Origin of the sequence: Lysinibacillus sp. K60 (assembly GCF_019731275.1) — a bacterium.
Lineage (GTDB): Bacteria > Bacillota > Bacilli > Bacillales_A > Planococcaceae > Lysinibacillus > Lysinibacillus capsici.
Genome location: NZ_JAASJR010000001.1, coordinates 52,736 through 76,493, shown reverse-complemented (window position 1 = coordinate 76,493; position 23,758 = coordinate 52,736). Strand labels below are relative to the sequence as shown.

The 23,758-nt window shown below is 36.6% G+C and carries 21 protein-coding genes and 1 riboswitch; of the genes, 8 read left to right on the top strand and 13 right to left on the bottom strand.

What is annotated here, in order from left to right; genetic code table 11:
* Positions 1–128 precede the first annotated feature (128 nt).
* Entirely contained in the window at positions 129–929 is an 801-nt protein-coding gene (locus tag HCH28_RS00370; RefSeq protein WP_004229711.1) for a TIGR00266 family protein, read from the top strand.
* Between the two features lie 38 nt (positions 930–967).
* Here HCH28_RS00370 and HCH28_RS00365 read toward each other — a convergent pair whose 3' ends face one another.
* The 4 genes from HCH28_RS00365 to HCH28_RS00350 all read right to left on the bottom strand — a co-directional run bounded on the left by HCH28_RS00365 (position 968) and on the right by HCH28_RS00350 (position 5,754).
* Positions 968–1,930, bottom strand: a complete 963-nt coding sequence (locus HCH28_RS00365) for a 2-hydroxyacid dehydrogenase (protein ID WP_221679082.1) — start codon at positions 1,928–1,930, stop codon at positions 968–970.
* A gap of 216 nt (positions 1,931–2,146) precedes the next feature.
* The gene (locus HCH28_RS00360) at positions 2,147–3,439 is read right to left on the bottom strand and encodes a globin-coupled sensor protein (protein ID WP_221679080.1); all 1,293 of its coding nucleotides are present in this window, start codon (positions 3,437–3,439) and stop codon (positions 2,147–2,149) included.
* 294 nt (positions 3,440–3,733) lie between these two features.
* A complete protein-coding gene (locus HCH28_RS00355) occupies positions 3,734–4,570 on the bottom strand; it encodes an undecaprenyl-diphosphate phosphatase (protein ID WP_175400802.1) in 837 nt (278 codons plus the stop codon).
* A 104-nt stretch (positions 4,571–4,674) separates the two neighbouring features.
* Entirely contained in the window at positions 4,675–5,754 is a 1,080-nt protein-coding gene (locus tag HCH28_RS00350; RefSeq protein WP_221679078.1) for a metallophosphoesterase, read from the bottom strand.
* A 309-nt stretch (positions 5,755–6,063) separates the two neighbouring features.
* Here HCH28_RS00350 and HCH28_RS00345 point away from each other — a divergent pair, with 309 nt between their 5' ends.
* Positions 6,064–7,212 (top strand): acyl-CoA dehydrogenase family protein, encoded by a 1,149-nt coding sequence (locus tag HCH28_RS00345; protein ID WP_221679076.1) that lies wholly within the window; start codon positions 6,064–6,066, stop codon positions 7,210–7,212.
* A gap of 36 nt (positions 7,213–7,248) precedes the next feature.
* Here HCH28_RS00345 and HCH28_RS00340 read toward each other — a convergent pair whose 3' ends face one another.
* From HCH28_RS00340 to HCH28_RS00325, 4 genes are all read right to left on the bottom strand, one after another.
* Positions 7,249–9,459, bottom strand: coding sequence for a sensor histidine kinase (locus tag HCH28_RS00340; RefSeq protein WP_221679074.1), 2,211 nt, complete (start codon positions 9,457–9,459; stop codon positions 7,249–7,251).
* Positions 9,460–9,475: 16 nt separating this feature from the next.
* The gene (locus HCH28_RS00335) at positions 9,476–9,631 is read right to left on the bottom strand and encodes a hypothetical protein (protein ID WP_004229738.1); all 156 of its coding nucleotides are present in this window, start codon (positions 9,629–9,631) and stop codon (positions 9,476–9,478) included.
* A complete protein-coding gene (locus tag HCH28_RS00330) occupies positions 9,609–10,301 on the bottom strand; it encodes a response regulator transcription factor (RefSeq protein ID WP_004229740.1) in 693 nt (230 codons plus the stop codon). Before HCH28_RS00330 ends, HCH28_RS00335 begins: the two co-directional genes overlap by 23 nt.
* Before the next feature lie 76 nt (positions 10,302–10,377).
* Positions 10,378–11,241 (bottom strand): DMT family transporter, encoded by an 864-nt coding sequence (locus HCH28_RS00325; protein WP_221679073.1) that lies wholly within the window; start codon positions 11,239–11,241, stop codon positions 10,378–10,380.
* Between the two features lie 155 nt (positions 11,242–11,396).
* Between HCH28_RS00325 and HCH28_RS00320 the strand changes: the two genes are divergently transcribed.
* Entirely contained in the window at positions 11,397–11,627 is a 231-nt protein-coding gene (locus HCH28_RS00320; protein ID WP_004229745.1) for a MerR family transcriptional regulator, read from the top strand.
* Between the two features lie 59 nt (positions 11,628–11,686).
* Here HCH28_RS00320 and HCH28_RS00315 read toward each other — a convergent pair whose 3' ends face one another.
* The 3 genes from HCH28_RS00315 to HCH28_RS00305 all read right to left on the bottom strand — a co-directional run bounded on the left by HCH28_RS00315 (position 11,687) and on the right by HCH28_RS00305 (position 15,153).
* Entirely contained in the window at positions 11,687–12,673 is a 987-nt protein-coding gene (locus HCH28_RS00315; protein ID WP_221679072.1) for a homoserine dehydrogenase, read from the bottom strand.
* Between the two features lie 463 nt (positions 12,674–13,136).
* Complete coding sequence (locus HCH28_RS00310) at positions 13,137–13,520, bottom strand: hypothetical protein (RefSeq protein ID WP_221679071.1); 384 nt, start codon at positions 13,518–13,520, stop codon at positions 13,137–13,139.
* A 331-nt stretch (positions 13,521–13,851) separates the two neighbouring features.
* Positions 13,852–15,153, bottom strand: coding sequence for an O-acetylhomoserine aminocarboxypropyltransferase/cysteine synthase family protein (locus HCH28_RS00305; RefSeq protein ID WP_221679070.1), 1,302 nt, complete (start codon positions 15,151–15,153; stop codon positions 13,852–13,854).
* Positions 15,154–15,269: 116 nt separating this feature from the next.
* Positions 15,270–15,383: riboswitch (SAM riboswitch) on the bottom strand.
* Between the two features lie 155 nt (positions 15,384–15,538).
* On the opposite strand from HCH28_RS00305, the gene HCH28_RS00300 reads away from it, so the two are divergent.
* On the top strand, positions 15,539–16,171 hold the full coding sequence (locus HCH28_RS00300) for a glycerol-3-phosphate acyltransferase (protein ID WP_221679068.1): 633 nt from the start codon (positions 15,539–15,541) through the stop codon (positions 16,169–16,171).
* A 195-nt stretch (positions 16,172–16,366) separates the two neighbouring features.
* On the top strand, positions 16,367–17,848 hold the full coding sequence (locus tag HCH28_RS00295) for an SLC13 family permease (RefSeq protein ID WP_221679066.1): 1,482 nt from the start codon (positions 16,367–16,369) through the stop codon (positions 17,846–17,848).
* Positions 17,849–17,922: 74 nt separating this feature from the next.
* Here the strand turns inward: HCH28_RS00295 and HCH28_RS00290 are convergent, their stop codons facing one another.
* Positions 17,923–19,446, bottom strand: a complete 1,524-nt coding sequence (locus tag HCH28_RS00290) for a succinyl-CoA:acetate CoA-transferase ScpC (RefSeq protein ID WP_221679064.1) — start codon at positions 19,444–19,446, stop codon at positions 17,923–17,925.
* A 367-nt stretch (positions 19,447–19,813) separates the two neighbouring features.
* Here HCH28_RS00290 and chrR point away from each other — a divergent pair, with 367 nt between their 5' ends.
* The gene (gene chrR, locus HCH28_RS00285) at positions 19,814–20,545 is read left to right on the top strand and encodes a class II chromate reductase ChrR (RefSeq protein WP_221679062.1); all 732 of its coding nucleotides are present in this window, start codon (positions 19,814–19,816) and stop codon (positions 20,543–20,545) included.
* A gap of 204 nt (positions 20,546–20,749) precedes the next feature.
* Positions 20,750–21,175 carry a hypothetical protein gene (locus HCH28_RS00280; RefSeq protein WP_221679061.1) on the top strand — a complete coding sequence of 142 codons (426 nt, stop codon included), beginning with the start codon at positions 20,750–20,752 and terminating at the stop codon, positions 21,173–21,175.
* 42 nt (positions 21,176–21,217) lie between these two features.
* On the opposite strand, the gene HCH28_RS00275 is transcribed toward HCH28_RS00280, so the two are convergent.
* A complete protein-coding gene (locus HCH28_RS00275; RefSeq protein WP_221679059.1) occupies positions 21,218–22,897 on the bottom strand; it encodes a hypothetical protein in 1,680 nt (559 codons plus the stop codon).
* A gap of 132 nt (positions 22,898–23,029) precedes the next feature.
* On the opposite strand from HCH28_RS00275, the gene HCH28_RS00270 reads away from it, so the two are divergent.
* Complete coding sequence (locus tag HCH28_RS00270; protein WP_004229764.1) at positions 23,030–23,680, top strand: lysoplasmalogenase; 651 nt, start codon at positions 23,030–23,032, stop codon at positions 23,678–23,680.
* The last annotated feature ends 78 nt before the right edge of the window (positions 23,681–23,758 follow it).

Here is a 23,758-nt window from a genome sequence, read left to right as displayed (position 1 = left end):
TAGTTTTTTATATTCGACATTTTCTAACTAATTCCCTTTTTTTCTAAAATATTTAATTTTCTATTGAAACCAATGTAGCTTATAATCGTATACAATACCATTAAATTTATTTTTGGAGGAATCCCTTTATGAATAATCATGAAATTGACTACAAGTTATTTGGTGACGACATGCAATATGTGCAAGTTGAGCTTGACCCTCAGGAAACAGTGGTTGCAGAAGCAGGAGCGTTAATGATGATGGATGATTCGATCCATATGGAAACTATTTTTGGTGACGGCTCACGAGGTGGCTCACAAAGTGGTCTAATGGGTAAATTATTAGGTGCCGGAAAACGCCTAATAACAGGTGAGAGCTTATTCATGACAACATTCACAAACGTTGGCTCAGGTAAGAAGCATGTTTATTTCGCATCACCATACCCAGGGAAGATTATTCCGATGGATTTAAGCCAATTAAACGGTAAAATTATCTGTCAAAAAGATGCATTCTTAGCTGCTGCTAAAGGGGTCTCTGTTGGCGTTGAATTTCAGAAAAAAATTGGAGTAGGCTTCTTCGGTGGTGAAGGCTTCATTATGCAAAAGCTAGAAGGTGACGGCATGGCGTTTGTTCATGCAGGAGGAGCCATTCACGAAAAAACATTACAACCAGGTGAAGTTTTACGTGTGGATACAGGATGTCTTGTAGCAATGACATCCAATGTGGATTACGATATTGAAATGGTTGGAGGCGTAAAAACAGCCCTGTTTGGAGGCGAAGGAATCTTCTTTGCTACATTACGTGGCCCTGGAACAGTGTGGGTACAATCATTACCATTTAGCCGTTTAGCCAGTCGTGTCTTTGCAGCTGCACCTATTTCGCAAGGTGGAGGCGGTCAATCTAAAGGTGAAGGCGGTATCGGCGGCTTATTCGATTTATTCAATAGATAAAAAAATGGAGCATATCTTTCACCGATATGCTCCTCTTTTTAATCAATTCGATTGGATATTGCCTTTCCTTGTCCATAAGCAGTCAAGGCTTTTACATTTAACATTAGCATAGCCGTTCTCGTTTCTAATGATGCGCTACCGATATGTGGCAGAGCTACTACATTTGGAAGTGTTAATAAAGGATGATCCATCGCAATCGGCTCTTGTTCAAACACATCTAGTCCTGCAGCCCAAAGCTTCCCATTTTTCAGAACATCGTACAGCGCATCCTCATCAATAATTCCACCACGTGAGGCATTAATTAATACCGCGTCTTCTTTCATCAAAGCAAGTTCCTTTGCACCAATAAGTCCTTCCGTATCACTATTATAAGGTGTCATAATCACAACAAAATCAGATTTCTTTAATAGATCCTCCAGCGAAACATACTGGAAGCCATACATTTCTTCTGCTTCATGACGACGTCTGCGATTATTATACAAGATTTTCATATCAAACCCTTTTGCTCTTCTAGCAACGGCTTGGCCAATTCTCCCCATGCCAATAATGCCAATTGTAGCTCCTGAAACATCCTTGCCAACCAGTTGCATTGGATACCAGCTTTTCCAGTTACCCTCACGTAAATATCTTTCACTTTCTGGAATTCTACGAGCAGTTGCAAGCAGTAAGCCAAATACTAAATCAGCAGTTGTATTAGTTAGAACACCAGGCGTATTTGTCGCCATAATGCCTCGTTTTTTTAAAGCCTTCACATCGATATTATTATATCCAACTGCTAAATTCGTCACTAATTTTAAGTTGGGTGCATGCGAAAGTAATTCTTCATCTACTTGATCGGCTATCGTTACCCACAGTACCTCACAGTCAGCGACAGCTGCTAGCAATTTTTCACGTGGAATCACAATTTCTTCCTCATCCCATTGTGAGATTTCATAAAATTCCTGTAGCAGTTCAACAATATGTGTAGGAAACTTACGTGTTATAAATAATTTCTTTTTCATGCTCCAAACACCCCTCTACTCAATTCCCTAATTCGCCTATAGCGTAACACTTAAAACAAGCATTTTCTAGGGTTTTGTAATCTTCCTCTTTCTATAAAATTTGTTATTAGCTAATTCATCAGCCTATTAGTTGATTTATCCGTAAAATAAGACCTTTTATCCTAATTCACATACAAAAAAACTATGCATAGATAGTTATGCATAGCTATGTTTCTTTTAAAACTCTCTTATAGTTGTATTCAAGCGATTAGCCACCCTCTCTAACTCTTCCGAAGATTTACCAATCGATTCAATAATAGTAGCTAATTCAGATACTTGATTATCAACTTTTTGGAAATTTGAGATCGAATTTTCTACAGAACCAGAAATCGCATCAAAAGCTTTTAGGGATTCAGCATTACGTTCAATACTACTATTTACAAGCTCCTGTATGTCCTGAATAGCTTGTACAACTTGTGTTGTGATACCATTTGACGTCATGATTAACTCAGCAATCTGCTCAACAGAGCTTTTTGTTTGCTCCGCAAGCTTGCGTACTTCGTTTGCAACAACTGCAAATCCTTTACCATGCTCACCAGCACGTGCCGCCTCAATTGCAGAGTTTAACGCAAGTAAATTTGTTTGGCCAGAAATACTTTTCACAATTTCTACAACGGCATTTATTTTAGAAGAGGATGCATCTAATTGCTCCACCATATTTCCCATTTCTACGGTCTTATAATGAATCTTCCCTGTTTGCTCATTAATAGATAGTATTTTACTATAGCCTTCACTAGAAACTTTTTGCATTGATTCTGCCTCATACATACTTTCCTTCAAAGAAGCGTTGACACGCTTGGCGCTATATACAAGTTCTGTTACTGTTTCAGTCGTAGTTTGTGATTGAACCTCTAATTGTGTAGAAATTCCGCCTATAACATCCTTTACATGGTCCCTAACATTATTGCGTTGTGTTTCAATTAGTATACTTGCGTAGCTATCGTATTCTTCTAAAACGATTTGTTGTTCAAAATTACATATTTTACTGATAGCATCACAAAACTTCTCTTCTTCGCCCTTTGGTAATCGTAGTTCATACACTATTTTGCGAAGTGATTTCTCAAGTATTTGAAAAGCAGCTAAATACCATTTCGGATATAAATTAATCTTTACATGCATTTTTGCCACACGTCTTCGCTTCTCTAAAAAGGCTTCATCTATTCGCCCCTCAAACATTTCAATAATATGGTGACGTAATGTCTGTCTTAAACGTTCGCTGGAGCTATGTGATTGAATAACCTTTTGTAAGGAAGGAACACTTTCTATTGCATGATAAAATGCAGCTACCACTTCTACTACATTTCTTTCTACATATGGTTTTAAACTATTAATTAGCTGAAGATCATGCACACTTAACCCTACAAGATTTAATTGTAGTAAACGGTCTGGATCCTCTATAAAAATACCGATTGTTGCTTCATTGCTTATTTCAATTGTATTTTTCTTAGATCTATTAATAAGTTGAAACATTTTCTCCACCTCATATATTTAATCATATATTTTAATAAGTCTATATTCCTACTTTTTATAAAAAAACAACAAATAATTAGACACTTTATGTATCAATTATAATCTCAAAACAGTTAAATGAACAATATGTAGGTAAATGTTGTCTAATATTATTATAATCCGCTTTTAATTTATGCATTAAAATGATTCTTTATACTCATTTTCTTTCACTTTATTGAAAAAATGGATGGATGATTCAATAATTTTAACGCAAAAAAAGCCACTGCTTCTTGAAGAAGAAGCGTGACTTATTGTTTACATGAAAATGATAACGCAAAGAACTGCGGCTAAAACTAAACGATAAATGGCAAAAGGCATTAATTTTACCTTTGAAATAAGCGCTAAGAAGAACTTAATGGACAGTAATGCAAAGACGAACGAACTAATAAATCCTACAGCATAGAAGCCAAAATAGTCCATTGATAAAGTATCCCAGTTTTTCAAAACGGATACGAGGCTAGCTCCTGCCATGATTGGCACAGCCATAATGAATGTAAAATCAGCTGCAACACGGTGACTCATACCAAATAGTACCCCACCCGAAATCGTTGCACCTGAACGAGAAAAACCTGGCCATAGAGATAGGCATTGTACTAGCCCTACCTTAAATGCTAAACCATAAGAAATCTTATCTAAAGAATCTACTTTTGGTTTTCTCGGTGCCAACTTATCTGCAGCAATCATTAGAATTGCTCCTGCCACGAGTGCATAAACAACATGCTCTACTTTAAAAAGATGGTCGTCAATAAAATCCTTGAATGCAAAACCTAAGACAACTGCTGGTAGCATACCAACAATAACATGCAATAAGTTAAAGCGGCCATTTATGGACTTAGCTTGACCTTCAATTTTATATAAACCAACTAAGCTTAGCATACGTTTCCACATAACTACGATAACCGCTAATATGGAACCAAGTTGTACAACAATTTTAAATGTGTTGGCAGGATATTTCCCTAAAAACTCCTCAGTCTTTAACCACATATCATCCACGATAATCATATGCCCCGTAGAAGATACTGGTGCAAATTCTGTCATACCCTCGACAAAGCCTAATATTAATGCTTTTAATAATTCTATAATTTCCACCATGTCACCTTACCTTTTTTAATCAAATACCCACTTATTATAAAATACTACGTTTTTATATACTACTGCCATTTCACCTAAGAAGCCGATTGTTAGATTATCACATACTATTTAAATGTTATATCTACTACCCAAAGCTCTGATCTACTGCCAATTCGCATTGGTGGGCCCCAGAAGCCATAGCCTGATGAAACAAGTGTATGCATCTGTTCCTTCAACTTATAACCATAATCCAGTTCAAATACACGAGCTGTTATATACTGATTCGGCCACAGTTGTCCCTTGTGTGTATGACCAGACATATGTAAATCAACGCCCATTTCGGATGGCGTGATCAAGTCGTCAGGTGTATGATTCATTACAAGCCATGGTAAATTAGCAGAAGGCTTTAGTACCTCAAGTGGTTTTCTTTCTTTATTCGTTCTGTCCTCTTGCCCTGTTAATATAAACGCATCTTCTATAAGAATTGTTTCATCTAGGAGCATTTTCACATTGGCATTTTCCATTTCCTTAATAAATTCAGGAATTTTTTTGCCATAATATTCATGGTTACCTAATATACCATAGGTTCCATATGTAGATGTTAATTGTTTCATGACATCTGCCATACCCTCTTGAACAAACCATTTAGGGTCATCGTCCACAATATCCCCAGCTAACAACACGATATCTGGTTGTGCCTCATTAGCTAAACTGACAAAACGTTGTAAATGTCGTTTATGTGATAAAACACCTAAGTGAAAATCAGATGCCACAACAGCTCTTAGTGTGTTTAACTCACTATCTTGTTTATCAATTGTTATTTCTAAATGACGAACAACTGGTGAATAGGCTAAATAGGAGCCAATGATACTTAACAAGAATAGGATTGCTACTGCTACGCTACCTATTATTTGCACATTTTTAAAAGGTGTGAGCCAAATAATAAATTGTGCAACTAAACATAGCAATATGCCATATTCAAAGATAAACATCCAATAATTACTGATTACAGAAAACACTCGTAATGACTCGTGTAATCTTCCGATTATAATACTAAAAGCAACCATATACAGCACGATCCAAAATAAGACCGGAAAACGAAACCACCCCATTGCTACAAGCCACTGCTTTACTCCCCACCCTAAATAGAAAGTCAAAGCACTATAAATACTAATTAAAAGAACACCACCGATTACTTTTGGCATAACCAAGTCCTCTACTTTCTGTCTATAATTTAATTGATTATATCATTATGCTTAACAATCATATTGCTTAAAGCACTTGAATAATCTTCTAGAGAAAGTAGGAACTTGTCACTTTATTCTATGACAAATTTAAGTTTACCTTTTCATATCATTAGTTACTCTCGTTTTACATGACATTTCACTGTATATAGATGACATTTTCGTCATTTACATATTAAATACCACTTTTATTTTCACATTTCTTCCAGTAACATAGTAGATGAACGAGCAAATTCGCGTATTTACGAGGAAAAAGGGGTGCTATTTCAAATGACACGTTATAAATTTGAAACAACAGAGCATGAGTTATTTCGCAAAACCTTTCGTAAGTTTTTAGCTGAAGAAGCTGAACCGCATTATGCACAGTGGGAAAAGGATCATCTTATTCCGCTTTCTTTTTGGCGTAAGCTTGGTGATATGGGGTATCTTTGCCCACAAGTAGAAGAACAATATGGCGGACTGGGCTTGGATTTCAGCTTTGGCGTCATTATACAAGAAGAGCTTGAACGTATAGGCTCAAGTCTTATCGGGGTTGGCCTGCATAATGATATTGTTGTCCCATATATCGAAGCATATGGTACACACGAACAAAAATCTCGTTGGCTGCCAAAATGTGTTACAGGCGACTATATAACAGCTATTGCAATGACGGAGCCTGGTACAGGTTCAGACTTGGCAAATATCAAAACGTCAGCCATTCGCGATGGGGATCATTATATCGTAAATGGTCAAAAAACCTTTATAACAAATGGCATCCATACAAACTTAGCGGTTGTCGCAGTGAAAACAAATCCACAGGCTGAGAAAAAACATCGTGGTATTAGCCTACTTGTTATTGAAGAGGGTACACCTGGCTTTACAAAAGGAAGACAGCTCGAAAAAGTTGGTATGCATGCCCAAGATACAGCTGAACTCTATTTTGAAGATTGTCGAGTGCCTGTTCAAAACCTACTTGGAGAAGAAGGCAAGGGCTTTCATTATATGATGGAAAAACTGCAACAAGAGCGATTAGCAGTAGCGATTGCCGCACAAACAGCCGCTGAGGATATGCTTGCATTAACGCTAGACTATGTGAAATCACGTCAGGCTTTTGGCAAAACAATCGGTGACTTCCAAAATACACAATTTAAAATAGCTGAAATGGCTACTAAAATCGAGCTTGGTAAATCATTTTTAGAATCCTTGATTGAAGAGCATATCGCAGGGAATGATGTTGTGACAAAAGTTTCTATGGCAAAATACTGGATTACTGAAAATGCACGTGACCTTGCAACGCAATGCATGCAATTGCATGGTGGCTATGGCTATATGGAGGAATATAAGATCGCTAGAAGATATAGAGATATACCTGTTATGTCGATCTATGCTGGTACTAATGAAGTCATGAAGGTTATTATCGCCAAAAATTTAGGCCTATAATAAAAAAGGCGGCAGAAGTTTGCCGCCTTTTTACCATTAAACTGCTGGAATTCGAACGATTACTTTAAATAAATCGCCATCTACATCAATGCTCATTCTTGCTCCATGTAAATCGACAATGGATTGTGCAATGGCTAATCCAAGCCCAGAGCCCTCTGTATGACGTGAGGCATCTGCACGTTTAAAGCGTTCAAATAATTCCTCAGCATCTTCACTAATTTCATACTTCGCTACATTTTTCACCGTAAATTCAGCATCGCCATCTGCCGTACGCTTAAATGTCACATAAACACGCGTTCCCTCTAGCGCATACTTCAAAACATTGACAATTAAATTATCAATAAGTCTCCACCATTTTTGACCATCCACATATGCAAAGATTGGATCATGAGGCATGGTCATTCGTAAATCTAGTTGTGACTGTGTTAAATCCTCTTTATGCTCCCCTACAGCTTGCTGGATAAGCTGTGTTAAATCTACTCGACTGCGGTGAAGTTCAATATTACCACTTGCCATTTTCGATACTTCAAAAAGGTCTTCAATCAGTACTTTTAAACGTTCAGACTTTTTATCCAGTATATGAATGTATTGTTTCCGTTCTTCCTCTGTAATATTTGGCTTCTTCAGTAAATCGGTATACGTAATTATAGAGGTTAAAGGAGTACGTAAATCATGACTCACATTTGTAATCAGCTCTGTTTTTAACCGTTCACTTTTAGCCTGCTCATGCATGGACGTACGCACACCTTCTCGTAAATGATTAAGGTTTTCTGCATGACCTGCAAGCGGTGATTTCCCTTTTACCTTTACATCACGATTTAAACGCCCATCAGCCATATCCTTTGTATCCTTCATAATACGGTTTAAATAACCCATTCTTGATAGGAAAACAATCATAGCAGGAAATCCTATAAGCATACAAATACCAAGCACAAGGACTGCAAAGCCCCCTACTCCAGTCATGAATGCGACAAGGCTACCTCCTCCAAAGAATGCTGCGGCTAGCATTACAATTGAATGTAATGCGATCGAACGATTAATAAATAAGTCAGTCAACGAATCCCCAAGTGACCATAAATAGCTCGATTTCACATTCTCCTCTAGCTTTTTCAAAGTATCTACTCTTGTATACAACCAAATTAATTGCACGAAGAAAGCACTACCAATTACCATTAAAACAACTATTTTAAAGGCAATATCGAGTATAAAACGGACATAATTATTATTATATATTGAATTATATTCTATAGATTCAAAAACAACTTGTGCTGAAAAGAAATACATAAAGGCTGTTATTAATAAAAGAATAATTTGAACATCAATTTTATACTTCGTTAATAGATCTTTTTCCTTCATGCTCATAACTATCTGTAATAAGTCCTTACGCCCCCTCCATACAAAGACGGCCATTATAATACTTGTGATCCAAATAAAGTAATGGGTATATTGATTGCGCTGAAACTGTTGAAATTGTTGGTATCCTCCTTGTATCAAATCTTCTGATATTACTGCTTTTTTAGAGATAGCTATTACACCTGTATATTCTGTCGTTTCGTAAAGGTCATCTACATTCACATACGTTTCTGTACGGTAAAAAATATCTCTTAAATTATCACTGATATTCCATGCATATAGCGGTTTTCGATCAGTATACTTTATTTTATAGGCACTACTTTCAGAAACATCACCAGAACGGTAAATTTTACCAGTTTCTGTATTTGTCAACTCATATGACCAATAATCATAGGTTTTACTAAAGCTTTTGGATTCAGTTTGAGCGGCTTTGATATATTTATCAATAAGTTCTTCTTTTTCTGCAAAAATCTTCTTTCGTACATGCTCATCATCTTCAAAATTTGCGGTAATATCTTTAATTTTAGTATCCCGTTCAGTCTCTAGCTTTGTCTTTAATTCTGTAGCATTGGCATCTACAGCTTCCTGAATGCGCTGTTCATATTGTGCTTTAATATTTTCGATTTGCTGCCCTAATGTACCATAGTAATTACGATGATCATCTATTTCAGTTTGGGTAATCTCAATTTTATTTTTCAATTCCTCTGCATTCGGTACATTAATTACTAACGGTCCTAGTTCTGCAGTGAAATTATCGATTTCATGCTGGAAATTTTCCGATTCGAAATATGATTTCCCAATATACTGGTACCCCACATGATAAAAAGTAAAGATACCGAAAACTGTCCAGATTAAACACATTAACACGAGAAGAGATTTCCATTTTTTCACCATAAGTCTTTACACTCCTCTAAAAAATTCTTTCTAGTAACTGTAAAACCTCTGAGGAGCGAGAATTGACAATTTGATAGGCATAAACACCAAAATAAATGAGTCCAACAACGCCTGCTAGAAATCCTGCAATTGTCATATACTTCTCTAGTTTATTTTTCCATTTTATAGCCAACGCCCCATACCACCTTTAGATAGCGTGGATTTTTCGGATCAGCTTCAATTTTCTCACGTATTTTCCGAATGTGAACAGCTACAATATTTTCAGCATTATAAGCTTCCTCATTCCAAACACGTTCATAAATTTCACGAATCGAAAACACACGCCCTGCATTTTTCATTAATAGTTCTGTAATTTTATATTCTATCGGGGTTAGTCGAACTGGTTCTCCTTCTAGTACAACTTCTTTTGCCTCTTCATCAAGAACTAGTCCGTCTATTTCCACTTTTGTAGCTCCCTCACTATAAGTTCCTAGCTGCACATAACGGCGCAGCTGTGATTTTACACGTGCCAATAGCTCTAATGGATGAAATGGCTTTGTCACATAATCATCAGCTCCTACCGATAATCCATGAATCTTATCGCCATCCTCCGCCTTTGCACTTAGCATAATAATGGGGATATTGCGCTCTTCCCTAATTTTAAAGGTTGCTGTAATTCCATCCATATTTGGCATCATGATATCTAAAATTATTAAATGTACTTCATTGTTCTCTAGCTTTTTTAATGCGTCTAAGCCATCTGCTGCTTTAATGACATGATAGCCTTCATTTTTTAAATAGATTTCAATACCATCACGAATATCTTGATCGTCATCTGTAACAAGAACTGTTAATTTCGTCATGATATACACCTCGCTCTCAAATATAAGTGTATCTTCTAAATCTTAAAAACCAGCTATTATAAAAATGAAGAATTTCTTAAGGTTTTAGCTTTTTTCTCCCACCCAATGTTAAAACAACAATGCCACCTAAAAGCATCGCTACTCCAAGCCAGGAAACTACACTTAAGTGTTCTCCAACTAAAAACACACCAAGAATTGCAGCAGTCAAGGGTTCTGCTAATGAAAGTGTTACAGCTGAGGATGAACTAATTTTTTGTAGTCCACTTAAAAACAGGAAATACGCTACACTTGTACACATAATCCCCATAAATAACATTGTCCATAAGTTGTGCACATTTACTAACCAGGAAAATCCACCTTGTAAAGAAAACGGCAGTAAAAACAAAGCGCAAATGGAGAATGTCATAGCAACTGCGGGTAATGCCTCTTCTTGTGCCATTAATTTTTTACTTATGTTTGTGTAAAATGCAAAGGATAAACCTGCACAAAGCGCTAATATGAATCCGCCAACGTGAACAGAATTTTCTCCATTATTCATAAACAATAAAAGACATCCGATAATGGCCATCAATGTAGCAAGTCCCCATACCGCTGTGGGACGTTTTTTCCATACTAGCCACTCTAAAACACCAGAAAACACTGGTGCACTACCAATAGTAGCAACAGTTCCAATGGCTATACCTGTTAGGCGAATGGATGAGAAGAAAAGACCTTGGAAAAGCGCAATACTAGCCGCAGCTAAAATTGTCCATTTCCATGACCACCTTAAAAAGTTAATTTTCCTCATTATAATCGTAATAACTAATAATAAACTGCCACCAATTGCAGAACGAATCATGGCCACTGCTATTGGAGATACCCCTTGATCCAAATATGTTTGGACAGTACCTGTCATTCCCCATAGAATAGCTGCTAGTAATACAAACAATGAATTTAGCATTTATCAACTCATCCCCGCTTCACTACGTTATCAATACTAATCATACATATTTATCCAAAATCAAACAATTATCATTTTTACTTTTCTTTTAATTCCAATAGTATGTTTTCTCATGAATGGACGTTATAATAAAAACAGTAAAAGGAGCGAATCGTATGTACAAATCAATTGAAGAGACAGCTATTGATCTTGGTATGCCTGAGGATCAAGTTATGCGTCTAATTTATGAAGGACGCATCCGTTCTGTTTACGATGGCCAACAAATTTTAATCAATAGCGGACAATTCAGCACTTATTTTAAACAATTGGAACGTATAAAAGAGGAAATTGAAATTTGGCGAGCTACTCCTATTCCAGAGGACATAGACGTCAAAGATGAAGACTAAAAGCCCACCATTCATACAATTGAACATTGTTGAATGGCGGGCCTTTTTTAAAGCTTTTATTAGATTGTCACAACAAATCCTGCTCTTTTCCCAATGATTTCAGCATAATCTTCTACCATGACACTCGCTGTTGGATACATCCCTGCTCCAGGACCGATTAATGTTAATGTACCAATATAGTTAGTCTCTAATGCCACCGCATTGAACACATCGTCGACTGGATAAAGTGGGTGCTCTTTATCAACTAGTTGAGGACCTACTTTTGCAACAATCTTACCGTCAGCTAGTTTTTCCACTTCAGCTACATGGCGGTAACGTAGACCCTTTTCACATGCTCCATGAACTTGTTCAGCAGAGATACTATCGATCCCAATTACCTCTACATCAGACCAGTCAGGCTGCTCACCAAAAGCTAAGGCACTTAATATCATTAATTTTTTAAATGCATCCTGCCCAGATATATCATTATATGGATCTGCTTCGGCATAACCTAAGCCTTGTGCCTCTTTTAAAGCTGTTTCGAACGACCAGCCCTGTGCACGCATTTTTGTTAAAATATAATTACATGTGCCATTTAAGACACCTTGTATACGACTTACATCATTTACAAGTAAGATATTTTTCATTGTTTTTATAACAGGTACGCCACCAGCAGTAGTAGCCTCATAGCCTACAAAAACACCATTAGCTTTTGCAAGATCCTGCAACTCCAAACCTCGTTTGGCAAACATCACTTTATTGGCAGTAATAACATGACACTTATGTTCCACCGCTCGCTTTAAATAACTGTATGCAGGTTCTTCGTTCACAATTGCTTCAAACACTACCTGCATTCCTGGCTCTGCTAAGACTTCATCCATACTTGTTGTCATTAAATGTGCTGTGCCTGGTACACGTTCACGACTAGCATCTGTCACTAAAATCTTCGCTACCTCTAATTCAATACCTAATTTATTTTTTAGCTCTTCTCGTTTTTCATTTAAAATATGGTAAATCCCCTGACCTACCGTTCCAAATCCTAAAATCGCTGCCTTTATAGTTGCCATTCTTGTTATTCCCTCCAACTTACATTCCGCAGTTTCATTAAAGCTAATTCTCCATGGGGTTGTGTCATGACAATTAGACACCCACCGCAGTCTTTAGCCAACAACTCTCTTTGTATGAGTTTCGCTATTTTTATATGTGTTAGGACACATACAAATTCAAATAATTCAAAATTTAACTTAAAGAAAATTGTATCGCAAATACACACTTTGCACAAGAAAAATCTTTCTAGGAAGGACATTTGTTTTCTCTAGATGTGCAAAAGAAATCGGTTTCATTCCCTTTATTATACGTTTTATTAATCAATCTATAAGATTTGAACAAATATTGACTATTTACATTTCAATATATGAATGTCTTTCTTCTATTATATATATGTATGCTCAGACACTCATAACAATCCCTTTAAAGAAAAAACTCATTCCCTGTAGCAGCAGAGAATGAGCTTAAAAATATGAGGGGGTTTTAACTTGCTTTTGAAAGCAATTGATAACGATATTGTGCTAAAGCTTGTTGAACAAGACTAATCTCTTCTTCTGTAAAATTTGGTATTGCATATGTACGTTCCACTAATTGAAATGTACCATACTTCAAGTAAAACTCTGTCGCAGGAAGTGAGATATGGCTCACACCATACTGTTCATATGCCTCAAATACTTCCTTAACAGCAAAGTCTTCTTCAGTAAAAACACGTTCTTGAAATGCTGTATGACCAAATACTTCCTGCCATTTTCTTTCAACTGATGTAAGAAGGTGTTGAATGGATTTATTGTTGACAAATACATGCCCTTCATTTAGCTCATATATTAGATAGGATACAATGTTTTGCGCACTATAGATGTTACCCATTTTAAACACTCCTTTATCATCAGTTTTTGGGAAGAGTAGTCACTGGCTAGGCAACTACCCTTCTATATATTCAAAAGTGGGGGAGCACTTATGAAAACATTAACCTTTTTTCTAAAGAATTTTCGTACTGTTAACTTATTTCCTAGTATATACCATGGATTTAATAAAATCAACAATACATATAAAATTACTTGGTATTTTTTTATAAGGTTCTGATAATTAACGGGTGCAATAATAGGTTGATGTAGCAACGTTTAACGCATTACCAAATGAGGCTAATCGAATGAGAAAATACGTAAACGCCACAACATTCTACCATTTGCTTTAAACTTTAAGCTTCTACTGTTTGTTCAGTTGTTGTTGCCTGTGTAATGGCTTGATCTAAATCAGCAATAATATCCTCTACTGCCTCTAAACCGATGGATAAGCGAATGAGCGACTCGGTTACACCAGCTTGAACTAATTCTTCTGCTGATAGTTGCTGATGTGTAGTGGAAGCTGGATGAATAATTAATGACTTTGCATCACCTACATTTGCTACATGTGAAAATAATCTCACGCTATCAATAAGCTTTCTCCCAGCTTCTCGTCCACCCTTGATGCCAAATGTAAGCACTGAACCGAAGCCATTTCTTAAATATTTTTTTGCTAACCCATGTGTCGGAAAATCTTCTAGGCCGTTATAATTTACATACTCCACAGATGGGTGGTTTTGTAAATACTCAGCCACTGCCAACGCATTTTCATTGTGTTTAGGGATACGCAGATGAAGCGTTTCTAACCCTTGCAATAAATTAAAGGCAGCATCAGCACTTAGTGTTGGACCAAAATCACGTAATAATTGTACACGTAGCTTTGTAGCAAAGGCAGCAGAAGCAGTATCAATTCCATAACGTAACCCATGGTAAGAGGCATCTGGTTCAGTAAAACCAGGGAATCGACCGTTAGTCCAATCAAACTTACCAGCGTCTACAACAACGCCCCCTAAAGTTGTACCATGACCTCCTATCCATTTAGTTGCTGAATGAACCACAACATCTGCACCGTATTCAATAGGTGTAGAACCGTAAGGAGAAGCAAACGTGCTGTCAATAATTAATGGTAGACCATTATCATGTGCAATTTTAGCTACTGCTTCAATATCTAAAACCTTTAAGCTTGGATTACCATAAACCTCTGCAAAGACAGCTTTTGTTTTATCAGTAATCGCCGCATTGAAATTCTCTGGATTTGTTTCATCTACAAAAATTGTTTTAATACCGTAGTTTGGTAATGTGTTAGCAAATAAATTATACGTACCACCATATAAAGAACTAGCTGCTACTATCTCATCACCAGCTCCAGCTAGATTTAAAATGGAAAATGCGATAGCTGCTGCACCAGATGAAAGTGCTACTGCTGCTGTTCCACCTTCCAATAAAGCCACACGTTTTTCAAACACATCAACTGTTGGATTAGTAATTCTTGTGTAAATGTTCCCTGCTTCCTCTAAGGCAAAAAGACGTTGCGCATGAGCAGTGTCTTTAAATACGAAAGCAGTTGAGCGATAGACTGGAACTGTGCGAGAACCCGTCACTGGGTCTGGCTCTTGACCACCATGCAACAGCAATGTTTCTGGTTTAAAATTTGTCATTGTGTACCTCCAAATGGTTATTTTTTTACGATGGTACCGGAGATGAGGAGGATTTTTCTGTAGAAAACAAAAACCCTCTTCAGCTAAGAAGAGGGTTGCGGTTGCAAGTTTTCCTCCCCTTATCTGCCAGATCCAAGTAAGAATCTGTAGGAATTAGCACCTTAGTAAGCTCATTGCTTACTGGTTGCCGGGCATCATAGGGCCTATCCCTCCGCCGCTCTTGATAAGAGTATGAGATTCAATTTCCATCGTTGTTACACAGTATAAACATAGAGTTTTTTTCTGTCAACATGTAAATTTTATTTTTTCCGAAACTTCTGTCTGCTCTTATACGTAATATGAACGCATACACTATTTTAGAAAAAATTTTGAGAGGAGTATTTTTATGGTAAAGGCCGTGATCATTTTTCTTATGATTGGCTATTTAATAGGCTGTATTCACGGCTCTAAAGTGGCTCAATTTTTATCGGGGGTTGATTTAAAAAAGGCTGGGCACGGTAATGCTGGTGCCTCTAATGCTACTCTTTCCCTTGGTTGGAAATATGGCGTTTTAGTTGCCCTCATCGATATAGGCAAAGGTGTTGTGGCTATTATAGGTGCGCATTTTTATCTAGCTGACGCCATTCATTTAACAGAAGAACAAATTTGGCTGCTTACTTATATAATGGCTGCTGGGGTTATTTTAGGTCATAATTTCCCATTCTACATGGGCTTCAACGGGGGGAAAGGAACTGCCTCCATCATTGGTATTTTACTTGCTGTTGATTGGAAGATTGGTTTATTTGCACTTATTTTATTTGTTATTTTATCCTTTGCAACAAATTATTTAATTGTTGGTGTTCTAGAATTTTATCTCGTGTTTTGTACAGCAACTTATTTATGGATTCCTGGCATTGGCCCAACCATTATAGCTCTTCTTCTTTTTGGCATAGCCATTATCCTGCACCTTGAAAATATTAAACGATTAGTCATTGGCACAGAGCCTAAAGTAACTTTTGCCTTTAAGAAAAAGAAATAATATTTTTTGGATATTTTTGTATTATTTGTGACCATGTATTTTCTCTTTATCTACTCATATTGCTGTAAAAAACACAATTTTCACATAGATTTTTTTCTACAATAAAATCGACATATTCTTATCTTAATAAAACATTATACAGGCCGATGTTATGGATAATGATCGTCATTTTTATCGTAGAAAGGATGAGAAAATATGTCTTCCCCAAAGCAAGCAGCTACAAAATTTAATTTAAAGCCACTGTGGATTGGCTTGGCATTCGCGTTACTAATCATTATTACCTTTTTACCTAATAATGGTGATTTACCTATAGCTGGGCAACGAGCTTTAGCCATTTTAGCTTTTGCAGTCATCCTTTGGGTTACAGAGGCCGTTTCATATCCTGTGAGCTCGGCCATGATCATTGCGCTAGTAACTGTTTTACTAGGACTCGCTCCGTCAATGGAGGATCCAACTACAGAGCTAGGAACAGCTAGCGCATTAAAATTATCTTTAAGCGGCTTTAGTAATTCTGCCGTTGCTTTAGTAGCAGCAGCTCTTTTTCTAGCGGCAGCAATGCAAATTACTAATCTACATAAACGACTTGCTCTTTGGATTCTTTCATTGGTAGGAACGAAAACAAAAGCTATCGTATTTGGCGCTATTTTAGTCTCTATCGTCCTCGCATTTTTTGTACCTTCTGCTACAGCACGTGCTGGCGCAGTAGTACCGATATTGCTTGGAATGGTGGCAGCTTTTGGTTTACCACGTGATAGTCGGCTTGCTGCCTTATTAGTTATTACTTCGGTACAAGCAGTTTCCATTTGGAATATCGGTATTAAGACTGCAGCAGCTCAAAATATGGTGGCTTTAAACTTTATCCAAGAGCAATTTAATGTGGATATTTCATGGGGTGCTTGGCTACTTTATGCCGCCCCCTTCTCAATTATTATGTCTATCTTTTTATTTTTCATTATGATTGCTTTAATTAAACCTGAGACTAGCAATATCGAAGGTGGTAAAGAGGTCATCAAAAAACAGCTTGCAGAGCTTGGCCCATTAAAGGCTCCTGAAATTCGTTTAATCATTACATCCGTAGTTTTACTATTTTTCTGGGCAACTGAAGGAAAGCTACATCCATTTGATACGACAACAGTCACAATTATTGCTATCGCTATTCTATTAATGCCTAAAATCGGTGTGTATTCGTGGAAGGAAGTTGAGCCTCATATTCCATGGGGAACAATTATCGTCTTTGCGGTAGGCATTATGTTAGGAACCATTTTACTAAATACGCAAGGTGCTGCATGGTTATCAGATAAAGTTTTTGGTTCACTCGGGCTAAATACTATGCCTTTACTAGCAACCATCGCACTCGTAACTTTATTTAACATTTTGATTCATTTAGGCTTTGCAAGCGCAACTAGCTTAGCCTCAGCACTTATACCTGTGTTTATCGTTTTAGCCTCCACATTAACGGCTAATGTTGATCAAGTTGGTTTTGTTATTGTGCAACAATTCGTCATAAGCTTTGGCTTCCTATTACCAATTAGTGCACCACAAAACATGCTTGCCTATGGTACAGGTTCCTTTACAACAAAGGATTTCTTGAAATCTGGGATTCCATTAACCATTATCGGTTTCCTTCTCGTACTTTTGTTCTCTGCAACTTATTGGAAATGGATTGGATTATTATAAGACTTTCATTAAATTAAAACGTAAAAGCCTTGAAGAAACAGACTAAACTGTCCTTCAAGGCTTTTCAGATAATACTATTGTTTTGTAAAAGCAGGGTCCTTCATCGTACCGTTTTTCGCATAATTAACGTGCCATGATAGTGCTTTTTCTAGATCATGTGGTGTATGATGTCCACCCGTTGCCTCATTGGCATCATTAAAGTACTGCCACAGCTGCTCCCTATAATCAGGATGTGCACAATTATCAATGATAAGTCCCACTCGTTCTTTTGGGGCAAGTCCTCGTAAATCTGCTACGCCCTGTTCAGTTACAATGACATCAACATCATGCTCTGTATGATCCACATGCGAGACCATTGGAACAATACTCGAAATATCTCCACCCTTAGCATAAGACTTTGTCACAAAAATTCCTAAACGTGCATTTCGAGCAAAGTCACCAGACCCTCCGATACCATTCATCATCTTTGTACCAGAAACGTGTGTGGAATTAACATTGCCATAAATATCTAATTCCAATGCTGTATTCACTGAAATTAATCCGAGTCGACGAATAATTTCAGGCTGATTTGAAATCTCTTGAGGGCGCAGCACTAATTTATCAGCATATTTTTCAAAATTCCCATAAACACGGTTTCCTACTTGCTCAGAAAGGGTAATAGAAGTTGCAGATGCAAATTTTACTTTCCCTGCATCAATTAATTCAAATACTGCATCCTGGAGAACTTCTGAATAAACTTCTAAGTTCTCAAACTCAGAATCTTTAAAGCCTAGCAATACAGCATTTGCTACTGAGCCTACCCCAGATTGAATTGGTCGTAAACTTGTTGTTAAGCGACCTACTTTAATCTCTTCACGTAGGAAATTTAATAAGTGATTAGCCATAACATCTGTCTCTTCATCCGCTGGGACAATCGTTGATGGCGCATCTAATATATCCGAAATGACGATGCCTTTTACTTTATCTAAATCTAGTGGAATTCCAATTATACCAAGACGATCTGAAACATTCTGTAAAGGAATTGGATCACGTTTTCCTTGTTGTGCAGGTACGTAAATATCATGTATACCTTCTAATGCATCAAGCTGTGCTACGTTTAATTCAATGATGACTTGGTCTGCTTCTTGCACAAAAATGGGAGAGTTACCAACTGAAGTTGTAGGAATTAATAAGCCTTCTTCTGTAATAGCAGCAGCTTCAATGATCGCAAAATCAATTGGTCCAATAATACCTTGACGAACAAGCTCAGCATTATGGGAAAGATGGGCATCGACAAATGTGATACCACCGCTATTGATTTTATTACGAATGCAAGCATCTGCTTGGAAAGGACCTCGCTTACGAATGACCCCTGCTTCTGCTAAATATTGGTCTACCTCAGGTCCAAGTGATGCACCTGTAAAGACATCTACTTGAAAATCCTCTTTTTTCGCTTTCTCTACAAGTGCAAGAGGTACAACCTTTACATCGCCAGCACGTGTGAATCCGCTCATCCCTAATACCATGCCATCCTTAATCCAAGAAGCTGCTTCTTCTGCTGTTACAACCTTGCTTCGTAATTGTTCATGACGAAGCTTTTTCGCTAACTTTTCTTCCATTCCCTATTCCTCCATTCCACTTTATTTTTGTTCAACTTGCATATTTGGTTCCAGTAAATCTGTGACATCCGTCAGAGAATGTATCTTTATTCCAGGAGGATTTCATCACCTAATAGCTAATGCTGTCTAAACATTTGTGAATAAAGATCATGTAATTTTTGGTAGCACAACCAAATAAACAGTCGCTTCTACAATTTTATACTATTTAGAATATTTAATCTATATCAAATGAAATATTTTACTTTACGAGATAATTTCGACATTTATAAATTATTTATAAATAACTTTTTGTTCCTCATTATTCGATTTTGCTAGAAAAGCGTGCTATGCTCAAGGTATAGAACAGACACAAAGGAGAGAGTTTTTAATGGTTAAAGAACTATTACGTAGCCATTCCTCGGTACGCATCTATGATGGAGAACCGATTTCAAAAGAAATCATTGAAGATTTAATTGGAACAGCACAAATGGCTGCAACATCACATTTTGTGCAAGCCTATAGTGTAATATGGGTAACAGATGCAGATAAAAAGGAAAAATTAGGCTTACTCTCTGGTAATCCACGTCAATATGAAACTTCAGGTGGGGCATTTGTTTTTTGCGTAGATTTCAAGCGACTTCAAATGGCTGGGAAACTAGAAGGAGTGGATATTGTAGCTGATTCTGCTGAAAATGTCCTTGTTGGGGTAGCAGATGTATCATTGTTTGCACAGAATTTTGTTATTGCGGCAGAATCAATGGGTTATGGCATTTGCTATATTGGAGGTGTACGCAATAAACCTTCTGAAATCAGTGAATTATTTAATCTGCCTGATCACGTTTTCCCATTATTCGGGCTAACAATTGGCGTTCCTGCGCGTCGCAATGAGGTAAAACCTCGTTTACCTGTATCTGCTGTATTACATGAAAATGAATACAATGTTGAAAAATATGAAGAGCTTTTACCTGCCTACAACGAGAAAATGGAAATATACTATAACAGCCGTTCGTCAAACAGAAAAATTGATAACTGGACAAAGCAGATGGCTGATTTTTTAATCGAACAACGACGTCCGCATATCAAAGAGTTTTTAGCAACAAAAGGGTTTAATTGGAAATAAACGAACGAAAATGGAGTTACTATCGTATGATAATAATTCCATTTTTTACATAAAACTATTACCGATATATATTCAATCTAGGGATATTGCCACAATTCCTTCTATAAATCTAACCATAAATTAAACGAAAAGACTCTTTCCTTTTCCAGCTATTCCATTCATATTAATAAATGATACCTATTAAAGAAAGGAGTTATACAAACAATGTCCAATATCAATAAACATCTTGCTCGCACCTTGGAACAACAACATAAGAGAAGTGTAAGAGGTTTATTCTTAAAAATTGAAGACTTAAATAATGAATGCACCCAATTAAGAAAAAGACTCGAGCCACATATTGATTTGAGTGTATATAAAAAACCCATTGATTATGTCAATCAGTTCGTTTCTCATACTACAATTCTCAATTTAAAATTCGTCTCGAATACACAGAATTTAGAAGTAGTTGTCTTGCATGCTCTTTTATTATCCTATATTTTAGAAAACACATACGGCGATGCTTGTGAATATGAAGATAAATTGTTACAGGGGTATATACAAGAAATCTTTACACTAAATGATCATGCTAAAAGACTATTTATGAACCATAGAGAAAAGATGCTTACCTATGTTCAAGAGCAAGCTACATAAAAAAGACGATCTTCGTAATAACAAGATCGTCTTTTGTTCTTTTTATTGTAGTCCTCTAATTATAAGTGAGCGAACTGGTAGGAACTGCTCTCCTGTATCGCCATAAGTGAGTATTACCTCATCACCCTCTTGTAAATAAATTGCTAAAGGTTCTGTTTCGGCACTCACTAAATAATTTTCACCATTGTTTAATAAGAAAGATACAGTTGTAAAATCGCCTAGACGTTCTTTATATACACGTAATACCTTACCACTTATTTGTTTTTCCTCAGCACTTGAGCTACCATCTACAGTATTTCCTCCTCGACTTAAGGCTGTTTTATATAGTTTCAATGCCTCCTTAGGAGTAGTAGCGTAAACGGAAATTTCAGGATTGGCTGCAGAAACAATAAAATAATTTTGTAAGAAACCATTGGAATCTAGCACCGCTGTCAGCCAGCTCGCTTCCCCATAAAAGTTATATAACACTGGCATTTCGCCATTCCACTTTTTCTCAATAAATTTCTTCTCTATTATTTGTAAATTACCTTGTGAATCCATATAACTTGAGTCTTGATTCCCTGTATAGTATGTTGCATTCCCTGTTCGTGCGTTTGTTAGTGAATAGCCTAACATTGAATCCACACCTTCTTTAGGGCTTGTAAAATCCGTAAAGTAATACATATCACCCTTCTCATCGAAAATTGGGCTCACATTCGACTCTGTTCCTTCATCAGAAGGAATCTTTACATCCTTTTTACCAAACATACTATTCCAAAAACCATGTACATAATTACCGAAATAACTGTTTTGTAAACTTACTGTCTCTGGTGATACAGCACCATCAATGAATTCAGGTATTTGATCCAGTTTAATGACCTCTGATTTCCCCGTCAGCGCATCAACCAAGACAATTCCTTTTACATCAAAGCCATTACGCGCAGAAATAAATTCCCCATATGAGCGAATATAGTATGGCTTTCCTTCATCATCTACTTCCAACTGTACGTCACCATAAAAAATAAGGAATGGATGTTGCAAACGAATATGACGTTCTAAATTAGCATTTAAATATGCGGAAGGTACATATTTCATTTCCTCTTTAATAAATTTAGGATTATCCGCAGAATCTGTAGCACTCATTATGAAGTAACCAGGTGTTGTACCACCGTTCATCCATTTAAAGAATCCAGAAAATTCAACTGGTGCGATATAAACATATTCGCCCTTCACTTTTTGAATTTGTAAGCGCCCTAATTCATAGTAGCTCGTATTTGGCACTTGTCCGAAAGCCTTTTTCATTTTATTGCGAGCAAATTTCGGGGGTACACTTGCAGGTGTTTGTGTCTCATCGAATGGTTTTATTTCAACTTCTTCCTTCATTTCAGATGATTTAAATTTTTCATTAGCATTCCATAAAGGTGCTGATAAAACATACACAGCTACACCTAAACTTGCTAAAAATAAAACACCTTTTATTTTCCGTTCGATACCACTTGCTAGCAGAGCACCCGCTAACGTTAATAAAATAATAGCTGGCCAAAAAACAAGCCAATTTACATCAATTTTTGTTACATATAACGTAATCCCTGTGGCTAAAAACCCTAGTACAAAGACTCCAATAAAAAAGTATCCAATTACTTTTTTCGATTGTCCATCTTCTCTCTTCTTCGTAATAAGCGGTGTCACTAACACACTTGCGATCATTGCAATGACTGCTGAAGCTATTAGTAGCTTAGTCATTTGGTTCATCCTCTCTTCTTCTTTCTCACTACTTACTTTACGGTTACATACTAAAAAAGTTTCATACATACGTTGTACAGAAAGGAATTCTACCATAAATATTGAATTTCAAAAGGAAAGGAGCTGAAAAATTTGTTAAAAAAATTATTAATAGGTGTCATTATTTTATTGGGTCTTTATTATATTTTTCTCTTTTCCCATATTGCTGAAAGTTTAAAACTCATCTTTAAAGTGATTCCTATGTTGCTCATCATTATTTTAGCTGCGATTCAGAAGCCGTTACATATTAAAAAGTACCAACTTTTGATTATTGCTGGACTTGTATTCTGCATGATTGGAGACTATACATTGCAGTGGTTTTTAATCGGTCTAACTAGCTTTCTTATCGGGCATATCTTTTATATTTTCGCTTTCTCTACTGCAAATGAACGGCAAGTACCAACTTGGGCAAAAATACTTTTATTATTCTATGGAGCAAGTATGGCTATATGGATTGCGGGATCCGTCTTTAAAACAGGCGAAACCATTCTTGGTATTGCAGTAATCGCCTATATTTCTGTGATACTCACAATGGGCTGGACAGCTATAAAAACTGGCTCTACGCTGGCAACAAGTGGTGCATTATTGTTTATTGCATCTGACTCTTATTTAGCTATTAACAAATTTGTCATGCCACTAGCATTTTCTCATGAAATTATCATGTTGACTTATTATAGCGCCCAACTACTTATTGCTTTAAGTATCCTTCAATATTCCGAAATCCGAAGTAAAGTGTTACAATAATATAAATTATGCCAAGGCATAATTGCGTCTGGAATCGGCTTTGTGAATGCACAAAGAATTTTAACATATATACATTAG